The sequence below is a fragment of the Curtobacterium sp. Csp2 genome (genome assembly GCF_013347165.1).
In genome coordinates this window covers 2,096,657-2,108,559 of record NZ_CP054593.1, presented here as the reverse complement: position 1 = coordinate 2,108,559, position 11,903 = coordinate 2,096,657, and the positions used below count along the sequence as shown (strand labels likewise).

13 protein-coding genes are annotated in these 11,903 nt (G+C 73.2%); 7 read left to right on the top strand and 6 right to left on the bottom strand.

Going from position 1 to position 11,903, the window contains the following annotated elements; genetic code table 11:
* Nucleotides 1-30: 30 nt before the first annotated feature.
* Both HUN59_RS10265 and HUN59_RS10260 read right to left on the bottom strand, forming a co-directional pair.
* Entirely contained in the window at nt 31-1,059 is a 1,029-nt protein-coding gene (locus HUN59_RS10265) for an NADPH:quinone reductase (RefSeq protein WP_174778290.1), read from the bottom strand.
* A gap of 45 nt (nt 1,060-1,104) precedes the next feature.
* Entirely contained in the window at nt 1,105-1,467 is a 363-nt protein-coding gene (locus tag HUN59_RS10260; RefSeq protein WP_174778291.1) for a winged helix-turn-helix transcriptional regulator, read from the bottom strand.
* Nucleotides 1,468-1,566: 99 nt separating this feature from the next.
* Between HUN59_RS10260 and HUN59_RS10255 the strand changes: the two genes are divergently transcribed.
* On the top strand, nt 1,567-2,214 hold the full coding sequence (locus tag HUN59_RS10255) for an NAD(P)-dependent oxidoreductase (RefSeq protein WP_174778292.1): 648 nt from the start codon (nt 1,567-1,569) through the stop codon (nt 2,212-2,214).
* A 207-nt stretch (nt 2,215-2,421) separates the two neighbouring features.
* Here HUN59_RS10255 and HUN59_RS10250 read toward each other — a convergent pair whose 3' ends face one another.
* A complete protein-coding gene (locus HUN59_RS10250; protein WP_174778292.1) occupies nt 2,422-3,069 on the bottom strand; it encodes an NAD(P)-dependent oxidoreductase in 648 nt (215 codons plus the stop codon).
* A 99-nt stretch (nt 3,070-3,168) separates the two neighbouring features.
* On the opposite strand from HUN59_RS10250, the gene HUN59_RS10245 reads away from it, so the two are divergent.
* The 4 genes from HUN59_RS10245 (at nt 3,169) to HUN59_RS10230 (ending at nt 7,758) form a co-directional block, all read left to right on the top strand.
* Nucleotides 3,169-3,531, top strand: a complete 363-nt coding sequence (locus HUN59_RS10245; protein WP_174778291.1) for a winged helix-turn-helix transcriptional regulator — start codon at nt 3,169-3,171, stop codon at nt 3,529-3,531.
* Nucleotides 3,532-3,576: 45 nt separating this feature from the next.
* A complete protein-coding gene (locus HUN59_RS10240; protein ID WP_174778290.1) occupies nt 3,577-4,605 on the top strand; it encodes an NADPH:quinone reductase in 1,029 nt (342 codons plus the stop codon).
* 81 nt (nt 4,606-4,686) lie between these two features.
* The gene (locus tag HUN59_RS10235) at nt 4,687-5,559 is read left to right on the top strand and encodes a patatin-like phospholipase family protein (protein WP_174778289.1); all 873 of its coding nucleotides are present in this window, start codon (nt 4,687-4,689) and stop codon (nt 5,557-5,559) included.
* 81 nt (nt 5,560-5,640) lie between these two features.
* Nucleotides 5,641-7,758, top strand: a complete 2,118-nt coding sequence (locus HUN59_RS10230) for a S9 family peptidase (RefSeq protein ID WP_174778288.1) — start codon at nt 5,641-5,643, stop codon at nt 7,756-7,758.
* Nucleotides 7,759-7,833: 75 nt separating this feature from the next.
* Here the strand turns inward: HUN59_RS10230 and HUN59_RS10225 are convergent, their stop codons facing one another.
* Nucleotides 7,834-9,027 (bottom strand): acyl-CoA dehydrogenase family protein, encoded by a 1,194-nt coding sequence (locus HUN59_RS10225; protein WP_174778287.1) that lies wholly within the window; start codon nt 9,025-9,027, stop codon nt 7,834-7,836.
* A 45-nt stretch (nt 9,028-9,072) separates the two neighbouring features.
* Here HUN59_RS10225 and HUN59_RS10220 point away from each other — a divergent pair, with 45 nt between their 5' ends.
* Together HUN59_RS10220 and HUN59_RS10215 are read left to right on the top strand one after the other, a co-directional pair.
* Nucleotides 9,073-9,711 carry a QsdR family transcriptional regulator gene (locus HUN59_RS10220; protein ID WP_229666900.1) on the top strand — a complete coding sequence of 213 codons (639 nt, stop codon included), beginning with the start codon at nt 9,073-9,075 and terminating at the stop codon, nt 9,709-9,711.
* A gap of 90 nt (nt 9,712-9,801) precedes the next feature.
* Nucleotides 9,802-10,236: an acyl-CoA thioesterase gene (locus HUN59_RS10215; RefSeq protein WP_058741789.1), complete on the top strand. Its 435-nt coding sequence runs from the start codon at nt 9,802-9,804 to the stop codon at nt 10,234-10,236.
* A gap of 18 nt (nt 10,237-10,254) precedes the next feature.
* On the opposite strand, the gene HUN59_RS10210 is transcribed toward HUN59_RS10215, so the two are convergent.
* Both HUN59_RS10210 and HUN59_RS10205 read right to left on the bottom strand, forming a co-directional pair.
* On the bottom strand, nt 10,255-10,692 hold the full coding sequence (locus tag HUN59_RS10210; protein WP_174778286.1) for a VOC family protein: 438 nt from the start codon (nt 10,690-10,692) through the stop codon (nt 10,255-10,257).
* Between the two features lie 352 nt (nt 10,693-11,044).
* The coding region (locus tag HUN59_RS10205; RefSeq protein ID WP_174779455.1) for an aldehyde dehydrogenase family protein at nt 11,045-11,903 on the bottom strand (859 nt) is incomplete at its 5' end.

Below are 11,903 nucleotides of genomic sequence, written 5' to 3'. Positions count from 1 at the left end.
CCCGCCACGATCCTCCCGTCCGTCACCGCGTCAGACCGACGCGACGTCGATGAGCACCTTGCCGACCGCGTCGCCCTCGACGGCGTCGTGGGCCGCGGCGGTGTCCTCGAGCGCGAAGCGCACGAGCGGCAGGCCGGCGTCCTCGCCGACGGGCAGGACGCCGTCCCGGAGCGCGGCGGTGACGTCCTCGGCGGCGGCCGCCAGCGCGTCGTCGCCGATCGTGTAGAGCAGCAGGAACTGGTAGCGGGCGTTCACGCTCATGTTCGGGCGGATCGGCAGAGTCGCGTCGTCCCCGCCGTTGTTCGCGTAGATCGAGACGACCCCGTGGTTCGCGAGGACGTCCGCGACGAGCCCGGCGTTCTGCGGGATCGAGACCTCGACGACGATGTCCACGCCGTCCGGGGCGATCTCGCGGATGCGGGCAGCGGCGTCCTCGTCGCGGTAGTTCACGGTGTGGTGCGCGCCGGCGGCGGTCGCGAGGGCCGCCTTGGCGTCCGAACTGATGGTCGTGACGACGGTGGCGCCGGCCCAGCGGGCGAGCTGGATCGCCGCGTGCCCGACGGCTCCGGCGCCACCGGCGACCAGGACGGTGCGGCCCTCGAGCGCGCCGGGGGACAGTCGCGCCGGGCCGTGCTCGTGCGTGGTCAGGGCGCGGTGGGCGGTCATCGCGGGGACGCCGAGCGAGGCACCCACGTCGAAGCTCGTGCCCTCGGGGAGCCGGACGGCACGCGCGGCGGGGACGACGGTGTACTCCTGCGCGGTGCCGGTCGGGCGGCTCGCAGCGGCCATGTAGAGCCAGACGCGGTCGCCCTCGGCCAGGTCGGTGACGCCCTCGCCGACGGCGTCGACGACCCCGGCTCCGTCCTGGTTCGGGGTGATCTCCGGGAAGGGCAGGGCGTCACCGTAGGTGCCGCCGGCGCGGGCCTTCCAGTCGGTGGGGTTCACGCCGGAGACGACGACTCGGACGCGGACCTCGCCGGGGCCGGGCTGCGGGACCTCCCGGTCGACCAGGTCGAGGACGCTGCTGGCTCCGGGCTTCGTGTAGACGATCGATCGCATGGGACCAGGCAACCACCGCGGGGGCCGGGGGCTTCCCGGCGACGCTCAGCGGGCGTCGAAGGCGTCGCGGGAGTCCTGCACATCGGCCATGTGCGTCGTCGCCCAGTCCTCGAGCGGTTCGAGCACGGCCCGGAGCGACCGGCCGCGCTCGGTCAGCTCGTACTCGACGTGCGGCGGGATCTCCGGGTACACCGTGCGCGTGACCAGGCCGTCACGCTCGAGGGCGCGCAGGGTCTGCGTGAGCATCTTCTGCGACACGCCCTGCACCCGGGACGCGAGCGCCGAGTACCGGAGCGGACCACCCGCGAGCGACCCGATCGTCAGGACACTCCACCGGTCCCCGATCCGGTCGAGCAGCTGCCGCGAGGGGCAGTCCGCCGCGTAGGGGCTGTACTCGAGTGCAGACATCACGACCTCCGTTACGCACTGACAGGTGCCTACTTCCTGAAAGAGAGTAACGCGAGTACGGTCGGTCGCACCAGATCCACGTCCGAGGAAAGGACCACCATGACGAGCATCGTCGTCTTCGGCGGCACCGGGTACGCCGGCTCCGCCATCACCCGCGAGGCACTGTCCCGCGGCATCGCCGTCACCGCCGTCGCGCGCGACACCTCGAAGCTCGACGCCGCCGAGGGGCTGACCCTCGCGCAGGGCGACGCCTTCGACGCCGACTTCGTCGCGGAGGTCACGAAGGGCGCCGACGTCGTCGTGGTCGCCCTGCACGCGGTCCAGGCGGACGGCAGCGAGCTCAAGGACAAGTTCCAGCACTTCGTCGACGCCGCTGCCGCAGCCGGTGCGCGCCTGGGCATCGTCGGCGGCGCGGGCTCGCTGCTCGTCGCCGAGGGCGGCCCCGCCCTGTTCGACACCCCGGACTTCCCCGACGCGTTCAAGGGCGAGGCGAAGAGCCACGCCGAGGTCCTCGAGGAACTCAAGGCCTCCGGCACCGAGGTCGACTGGTTCTACGTGAGCCCGGCGGCGGCCTTCGGCGGCTACAACCCCGGCGAGCGGAAGGGCACCTACCGCACCACGGACGACCTGCTGCTCACCGACGCCGAGGGCAACTCGGACATCTCCGGCGAGGACTTCGCGATCGCCTTCGTCGACGAGGTCGAGCACCCCGCGCACCACCGCGCCCGCTTCGGCGTCGCGTACTGACGCGGCGCGCGCCGCGCGCGACCCGACCGCCCACCGGCCTGGAGGCGCGTGGCGGCCGCGCCCCGTGCCTCCCGTCCGGCGGGTGGTGCGTCCTGCTCGCGCACAACCGGAAGCACGCCGTGCCACGTGATCGCGTGGTGCGGCGTGCTTCCCGCTGTGCGGAACACCCGGCGCGGCGCGGCGCGGCGCGCCGCGGCGCGCGCCGCGTCAGTACGCGACGCCGAAGCGGGCGCGGTGGTGCGCGGGGTGCTCGACCTCGTCGACGAAGGCGATCGCGAAGTCCTCGCCGGAGATGTCCGAGTTGCCCTCGGCGTCGGTGAGCAGCAGGTCGTCCGTGGTGCGGTAGGTGCCCTTCCGCTCGCCGGGGTTGTAGCCGCCGAAGGCCGCCGCCGGGCTCACGTAGAACCAGTCGACCTCGGTGCCGGAGGCCTTGAGTTCCTCGAGGACCTCGGCGTGGCTCTTCGCCTCGCCCTTGAACGCGTCGGGGAAGTCCGGGGTGTCGAACAGGGCGGGGCCGCCCTCGGCGACGAGCAGCGAGCCCGCGCCGCCGACGATGCCCAGGCGCGCACCGGCTGCGGCAGCGGCGTCGACGAAGTGCTGGAACTTGTCCTTGAGCTCGCTGCCGTCCGCCTGGACCGCGTGCAGGGCGACCACGACGACGTCGGCGCCCTTCGTGACCTCCGCGACGAAGTCGGCGTCGAAGGCGTCGCCCTGCGCGAGGGTCAGCCCCTCGGCGGCGTCGAGCTTCGAGGTGTCGCGCGCGACGGCGGTGACGGCGATGCCGCGGGACAGTGCCTCGCGGGTGATGGCGGAGCCGGCGTACCCGGTGCCGCCGAAGACGACGATGCTCGTCATGGTGGTCCTTTCCTCGGACGTGGATCTGGTGCGACCGACCGTACTCGCGTTACTCTCTTTCAGGAAGTAGGCACCTGTCAGTGCGTAACGGAGGTCGTGATGTCTGCACTCGAGTACAGCCCCTACGCGGCGGACTGCCCCTCGCGGCAGCTGCTCGACCGGATCGGGGACCGGTGGAGTGTCCTGACGATCGGGTCGCTCGCGGGTGGTCCGCTCCGGTACTCGGCGCTCGCGTCCCGGGTGCAGGGCGTGTCGCAGAAGATGCTCACGCAGACCCTGCGCGCCCTCGAGCGTGACGGCCTGGTCACGCGCACGGTGTACCCGGAGATCCCGCCGCACGTCGAGTACGAGCTGACCGAGCGCGGCCGGTCGCTCCGGGCCGTGCTCGAACCGCTCGAGGACTGGGCGACGACGCACATGGCCGATGTGCAGGACTCCCGCGACGCCTTCGACGCCCGCTGAGCGTCGCCGGGAAGCCCCCGGCCCCCGCGGTGGTTGCCTGGTCCCATGCGATCGATCGTCTACACGAAGCCCGGAGCCAGCAGCGTCCTCGACCTGGTCGACCGGGAGGTCCCGCAGCCCGGCCCCGGCGAGGTCCGCGTCCGAGTCGTCGTCTCCGGCGTGAACCCCACCGACTGGAAGGCCCGCGCCGGCGGCACCTACGGTGACGCCCTGCCCTTCCCGGAGATCACCCCGAACCAGGACGGAGCCGGGGTCGTCGACGCCGTCGGCGAGGGCGTCACCGACCTGGCCGAGGGCGACCGCGTCTGGCTCTACATGGCCGCTGCGAGCCGCCCGACCGGCACCGCGCAGGAGTACACCGTCGTCCCCGCCGCGCGTGCCGTCCGGCTCCCCGAGGGCACGAGCTTCGACGTGGGTGCCTCGCTCGGCGTCCCCGCGATGACCGCCCACCGCGCCCTGACCACGCACGAGCACGGCCCGGCGCGACTGTCCCCCGGCGCGCTCGAGGGCCGCACCGTCCTGGTCGCCGGTGGCGCCGGAGCCGTCGGGCACGCGGCGATCCAGCTCGCCCGCTGGGCCGGCGCCACCGTCGTCACGACCATCAGTTCGGACGCCAAGGCGGCCCTCGCGACCGCCGCCGGCGCGCACCACACCGTGAACTACCGCGACGAGGACGCCGCTGCCCGCATCCGCGAGATCGCCCCGGACGGCGTGGACATCGTCGTCGAGGTCTCGATCCCGCAGAACGCCGGGCTCGTCGCGGACGTCCTCGCGAACCACGGGGTCGTCTCGATCTACGCGAACAACGGCGGGGACGACGCGACTCTGCCGATCCGCCCGAACATGAGCGTGAACGCCCGCTACCAGTTCCTGCTGCTCTACACGATCGGCGACGACGCGCTGGCGGCCGCCGCCGAGGACGTCACCGCCGCGCTCCGGGACGGCGTCCTGCCCGTCGGCGAGGACGCCGGCCTGCCGCTCGTGCGCTTCGCGCTCGAGGACACCGCCGCGGCCCACGACGCCGTCGAGGGCGACGCGGTCGGCAAGGTGCTCATCGACGTCGCGTCGGTCTGACGCGGTGACGGACGGGAGGATCGTGGCGGGGCCCGCCACGATCCTCCCGTCCGCTGTTCCCGGACCTGGTAAGCAGGTCGCATGAGCGAACTCGCCACCCCCGCCCCCGGTACCCGAGCCCTCGTCCTGGGCGGTGGCGGCGTCGCCGGCATCGCGTGGGAGGTCGGCGTGCTCTCCGCCCTGCAGGACGCCGGGGTCGACCTCGACGCGGCCGACCTGGTGGTGGGCTCGAGCGCCGGCAGCGTCGTCGGGGCGTTCGTCCGCGCCGGGCAGGTGCAGGCCGCGTACGACCAGCAGCACGCGCCGCTGCCGACGAGCTACGAGGAGCCCGCCCGGATCGCGTCCGAGGACTACCAGGAGCGGCTCGTGCAGGTCCTGACCGGTGTCGCCTCGGAGCAGGAGGCCCGCGCCCGACTCGGGGCCGTGGCGCAGCAGGTCGTCACCGGGCAGACCGACGAGGAACGCATCGAGACGTTCTCGCACACACTGCCGACGACCGAGTGGCCGGCGAAGCCGTTCGGCGTCACCGCGATCGACGCCGTCGACGGGACCTTCCGGGTCCTCACCGCCGAGTCCGGCGTCCCGCTCCCCCGCGCGGTCGCCGCGAGCTGCTCGGTGCCGTTCGTCTGGTCGCCCGTCCGTGTCGACGGGGTGCCGCACATCGACGGCGGGATGCGTTCCGCGACGAACGCCGACGTCGCCGCCGGGTACGAGCGGGTGCTCGTGATCGCCTGCGGTCCCGAGGGGCCGTCGCCGCTCGGGCCGTGGCTCGACGTCGCGGTCGAGGGTCTGCGCGCCGGCGGGAGCTCGGTCGAGGTCGTCGTCGCGGACAGTGCCTCGCAGCACGCGTTCGGTGACGACTCGCTGTCGTTGTCGACCCAGGCGCCCGCGTCCACCGAGGGGCGGCGGCAGGGGCAGACGGTGGCCGAGGCGATCGCGGCGTTCTGGGCCTGAGCGGCTCCGCCTGGCGGGCCTGAGCGGCTTCGTCGCCGGCGCCCCCTGTTGCAGGGTGCACGACGGCCGTAGCGTGAGGGCATGACGACGCCGTTCTCCGACCTGGACCAGTACACCGCCCTGCCCCGCGTGGACGGGATCGCCCTGAGTCCGGACGGCACGCGCGTCGCCCTGACCGTGAGTGCCCTGGACGAGCGCGGCACCGGGTACCGACGGTCGGTGTGGCAGGTGCCGGCAGCCCCGTCCGACGCCGACGGGTCCGGCGCCCCGGTGCGCCTGACGCGCTCGGCGAAGGGCGAGGGCGGGGTCGCCTTCACGCGCTCCGGCGACCTGCTGTTCGTCTCGGCACGCCCCGACGAGTCCGGGGACGAGCCCGAGGGCGCCCAGCTCTGGCTCCTGCCCGCGGCCGGGGGCGAGGCACGACCCGTGACGGCCCTGGCGGGCGGCGTCGGCGGCGTGTTCGGCGTCGCGACCGCGGCCGACGCCGTCGTCCTGACGGCCGACCTGCTGCCCGGTGCCGGGACCGACCGCGACACCGTGGTCGCCGAGGACGCCCGACTGCGGGACCGGCGGAAGGACCGTCGGGTCCGCGCGGTCCTGCACGAGACCTACCCGGTGCGGTTCTGGGACCACGACCTGGGTCCGGCGCGGCCGCACCTGCTCGTGCTGGACACGTCCGAGCTGCGGGAGCCCGAGGCCCGGGTGCCCTCGACGGCAGCCATCGACGCCGCGCCCGAGCCGGGCGCGGACGAGGACCGTGCTGCCGGGTACCCGGCGCACATGCCGGTCCCCCGCGACATCACGCCGGCGCCCGGTCGCACGCTCGACCACGTGGGCGGCACGGTGTCGCCGGACGGGTCGACCGTGCTCGCCGCGGTCGGCGTGCAGGAAGCCCGCGGCACCCGGTCGGCCGTCGTCACGATCGACGTCGCGACGGGCACCCGGACGGTGCTGTTCGACGAGGAGGGCGTCGACCACGAGCTGCCGACCCTGAGCCACGACGGCACCACGATCGCCTGGGTGCGGACGGTCCGGTCGACCCCGGCCGGCGCGCACGAGCAGGAGGTGTGGGTCGCCGCGGTCGACGGCTCGGGGGCGCGTCGCGTCGCCACGGACTGGGACCGGTGGCCGTCCGAGCTCGTGTTCACGCCGGACGACGGTGCGCTCCTGGCGGTGGCGGACCAGGACGGGCGTGCGCCGCTCTTCCGGATCCCGCTCGACGGCGGCGCCGTCGAGCAGGTGACCCACGACGACTGGGCGTACTCCAGCCTGCGCGTGGCGGGCGGGACGGACGTCGTGGTGGCGCTCCGTGCCTCCTGGGCGGCGCCGCTGCACCCCGTCCGGATCGCGACCGACGGGACGGTGACCCCGCTCGCGACCCCCGCGCCCCTGCCGGAGGTGCCCGCGCGGACCGAGGAGGTCGCGGTGACCGCGGCCGACGGTGCCCGCGTGCGCGGCTGGCTGCTGCTGCCGGAGGGCGACGGGCCGCACCCGCTGCTGCTCTGGATCCACGGCGGACCGCTGAACTCGTGGAACCAGTGGTCCTGGCGATGGAACCCGCAGCTCATGGTCGCGCGGGGGTACGCCGTGCTGCTGCCGGACCCGGCGCTGTCGACCGGCTACGGGCTCGACTTCGTGAACCGCGGGTGGAACGCGTGGGGGCAGGCGCCGTACACCGACCTGATGGCGATCACGGACGCCGTGGTCGCGCGGGACGACATCGACGAGACCCGGACCGCGGCGATGGGCGGGTCCTTCGGCGGGTACATGGCGAACTGGGTCGCCGGGCACACCGACCGGTTCCGGGCGATCGTCACGCACGCGAGCCTGTGGGCGCTCGACCAGTTCGCCGGGACGACCGACTCGGCGCAGTACTGGCAGTCGATCTTCGACGAGCGGGGGCTGCACGAGAACGACCCGCACCGCTTCGTGGCGGACATCACGACGCCGCTCCTGGTCGTGCACGGGGACCGCGACTACCGGGTGCCGATCGGCGAGGGGCTGCGCCTGTGGGCGGAGCTCGCCGAGCACCACGCGGGGCCGGACGGGTCGATGCCGCACCGGTTCCTGTACTTCCCGGACGAGAACCACTGGGTGCTCGCGCCGCAGCACGCGGTGGTCTGGTACCAGACGGTGTTCGCCTTCCTGGCGGAGCACGTGCTGGGCGAGGCGTGGGAGCGGCCGGAGTTGCTGGGGTAGGCGGCGGGCCGCGGTGCGGGCCGGGGCTGCTCGCGGAGCGGGCGGGCCGCGGCTGCCCCGCCGCGGCGGCCCTGACTACACGAACGCAGCCTGGCCCGTGATCGCCCGCCCCACGATGAGCGTGTTCACCTCGCGCGTGCCCTCGTACGAGTAGATCGCCTCGGCGTCGGCGAAGAACCGCGCCACACCCTTGTCGAGCACGATGCCGTTGCCGCCCTGCACCTCGCGGCACCACCCGACGGTCTCCCGCATCCGGGCGGTCGCGAACGCCTTCGCCATCGCCGAGTGCTCGTCCGCGCCGATGCCCTCGTCCTGCATCTGGGACGCCCGGGTGCACAGCGCGATCGACGCCGTGATGTTCGCGAGCGACTTCACGAGCAGGTCCTGCACCATCTGGTGCGATGCGATCGGCTTGCCGAACTGCACGCGCTCCCGGGCGTAGGCGAGCGCTGCGTCGTACGCACCGACCGCGATGCCGATCGCCTGCCAGGCGACCTCGGTCCGGGTCAGGCGCAGCACCTCGGCGGTGGCGCGGAACGAGTTCGCGCGCTGCAGCCGGCGCGACTCGGGCACCCGCACGCCCTGCATGACGATGTCGGCGTTCTGCACGCCACGGAGGGCGATCTTGTCCTCGATCTTCGTCGCGGTGAACCCCGGGGTGTCCGTCGTGACGAGGAAGCCCTTCACCTGTTCGTCGGCGACGTCCTTCGCCCAGATGACGACCACGTCCGCGAAGGTCGCGTTCCCGATCCAGCGCTTCTCACCGTCGAGCACCCAGGTGTCGCCCTCGCGCCGGGCCGTCGTCCGGAGGCCCCGGGCGGAGTCGCTGCCGGACAGCGGCTCGGTCAGCCCGAACGCCCCGATGACCTCGCCGGTCGCCATCCGCGGCAGCCACTCCTGCTGCTGTTCGTCGCTGCCGCCGACCGCGATCGAGTTCATCGCCAGGCCGGACTGCACGCCGATGAACGTCGCGACGCTCGCGTCCACCCGCCCGAGCTCCAGGGCCGCCCACCCGCGGTACACGGCCGAGTTCTCGAACTGGCGCACGAGCGGGATGCTCGGCCCGTACATGCCGAGCTCCGCGAGCGGCGCGATGGTCTGGCGCGGGAACTCCGCCCGGGCCCAGTGGTCGTCGACGATCGGACGCACCTCGGACTCGAGGTACGCGCGCAACTGCCCGAGCGACTCCCGCTCCCGCTCCGTCAGCCCCTCCTGGAACCGGTAGAAGTCGGACTCGAGCAGGGTGGTGGGCACGGACGTCGTTGACATACCCCCGAGCGTGCATCATTCTCGGAAACGTTGCAAGGGAGGACCGTGCCTTCACAGGAACGCACAGCACACGACATGGGGACGCTCGGCGCGGCCCTCGTCCCGTCTGCGCTCACCGCCAGACTGGAGGCACATCCCGAGTCCCGACGCGCGTTCCGTTCCGCGCGGCACAGCTTCATCGCCGGCTCCCGGATCGACATGGGATCCCTGGCGACGTCGCTGGGCGTCGACCGCACCTCCCTGTTCCGCTGGGTCGGGAACCGCGACCAGCTGCTGTCCGAGATCCTCTGGTCGCTGGCAGTCCCGACGCTCGACGCCGCGTCCCGCGCCGCGGCGGACCTGGTCGGCGCCGCACGGATCGTGGCGGTGCTCGACCACTTCACGGCGGACCTCATCGAGGCGCCGTACTTCCGGACCTTCCTGACCCGCGAGCCGGCTCGGGCCCTGCGACTCCTCACGACCACGGACAGTGACGTCCAGCGCCGGTTCGTCGCCGTCGTGACCGCCCTCGTGCAGGAGGAGCACGACCACGGCGCGTTCGACCCCGCGCCGCTCGCCGCCGAGGAACTCGCACGACTGCTCGTCCGCATCTCGGAGTCGTTCACCTACGCCGACCTGATCAGCGGCGACCGCCCGGACCCGGCCCGGGCGCGGACGACGTTCGAGTACGTCCTGCGCCCCTGACCGACCGCCACTGTCCGACCGCCCGCTGTCCGACCACCCGCTGTCCGACCACCCGCTGTCGGACTTCCCCGCCCTACCGAACGGATACCGATGCCCCTCGACGAGTACCCGTACCGCCGCGCGTACCCCACGCGGTGGAACGACAACGACATGTTCGGCCACGTGAACAACACGCTGTACTACAGCGCGATGGACAACGCGGCGACGTACTGGTTCCGCACGGAGGCCGGGCTCGACCCGTTCACCTCGCCGTGGATCGCGGTGCTCGTGTCGTCGAGCTGCCACTTCATCGAGTCCGCGGTGTGGCCCGACGTGATCGAGGTCGGGATGCGGTCCAAGCGCATCGGTACCACGAGCCTGGCCTGGGACTTCGGCCTGTTCCGCCAGTCGGACGGCGCCCTGCTCGCGACGGGCGAGTTCGTGCACGTCGTCATCGACCGTGAGGGTGCCCGTCGGCCGACACCCGTACCGGAGACACTCCGCGCGCTCGTCACGGAGCGGATGACGGTCCCGGTCGACGCCTGACGACCGACGGGCCCGTACCTACTTCTGGGCGGCCAGCTCCAGGTTGATGTCGTCGGGGTCCTGCACCGACAGGATCACCATGCCGGCGTCGCCGAGGTCGGTCACATCACCGTGCTCGATGCCCGCGTCGTCGAGGCGCGACGCGGCGGCGCGGAGCTCGTCGACGGAGCCGACCGTGAAGCTGACGTGGTCGAGCCCGACGGTGTCGGGGTCGAACCGCTGGCCGCTCGGCGCCACCGGGCGCAGGCCGAACAGCTGCTCCCCCACGGGGAAGATGCAGCCGCCGTACAGCCGGTCGCGGTCCTCGGCGATGCCGGGCTCGTCGATGTGCTCGCTGAAGTCCATCGCAGGCGCCACGCCGAGCAGCTGCTCGTAGAAGGCCTTGCTGCGGTGGATGTCGGTGACGGTGACCCGCACGTGTGCGAGGCCGAGGGGACGGACGATCTGTTCGCTCATGTCCCGAGCCAACGCCGGACTCCTGCGCACGACCGTGACGAGCGCGGCTACCGGCCAGGGTCGAAGAGGGACGGCTCAGCGAGCGGGGCTCAACGAAAGCCCGTGCCGTCGAGCATGTGGTTGGGGAAGCCGTGTCCCGCGCACCGGTCGCGGCGGCGGGTCCCGCGCAGCACGTCGCGGACGTGGTCGCCGCAGCCGGTCCACGTGGTCTTGCCACAGACGGGGCACTGGACGGACTCGCACATGGACCCGACGGTACGCACGGGGCCGGCGGCTGGTGTCGTGACACCGGTCCGCCGTCCGCCATGCGCACATCGGCGGGGCCCGCCGCCGCCCGCCGCCGCCGCCGCCGCTAGATGAGCGTGTCGGTCAGGTGGTTCGGCGTGCCGAAGCGGTGCGCCGTGATCGACACCGCCTGCTCGCGGAGGAACGGCAGCAGCTCGACGCGACCGGCCTCGGTGACGGGCTCGCCGTACACCGCGACGTCCGGACGGCCGTCGACCGCCGCGTACAGCGCCGCGACGTCACCGCCGATCAGCCGCACGCGGGTCGAGGGTCCGGCGGCGATGCGTCGCGCGAACGTCTGGTCCGACTGGCCATCGGTGACCGAGCGCACCACCGGCAGCGCACGGACCGCGGCCGCGACGCTCGACGGCAGCGGCTCGGCGGTCGAGACGTCCACCGTGGTCCCGGCGCGGAGGGCAGCGGCGACGACCCGCACGAGGTCGGCCACCGCGTCCTCACCGGAGGTCGCGAGTCGGACGTGGACGCCCGGGTACGGCAGGTACCGGGCGACGTTCCGCTCGGCCGAGAGCGCCGACACGTCCACCGCGGCACCGAACAGCGTCGACCAGGCCTGCTCGTCCGACGCCACGGACCGGTCGAGCGACGGGGATGGGACCCCGGCTGCTCGGACGAACTCCTGCACCGGGCGCGAGGCCGGCACGCCGGTCTGTGCCGGTGCCGTGCTCCAGGAGCCCAGGCCGAGCAGGTAGTTCAGGCCGCCGGCCTTCGTCCCCGCACCGACGGCCGACTTCTTCCACCCGCCGAACGGCTGCCGGCGCACGATCGCTCCGGTGATGCCGCGATTGACGTAGAGGTTGCCCGCCTGGATCCGCTCGAGCCACGTGCCGATCTCGCCCGGGTCGAGCGAGTGGAGCCCGGAGGTCAGGCCGTAGTCGACGTCGTTGACGATGTCGATCGCCTCGTCC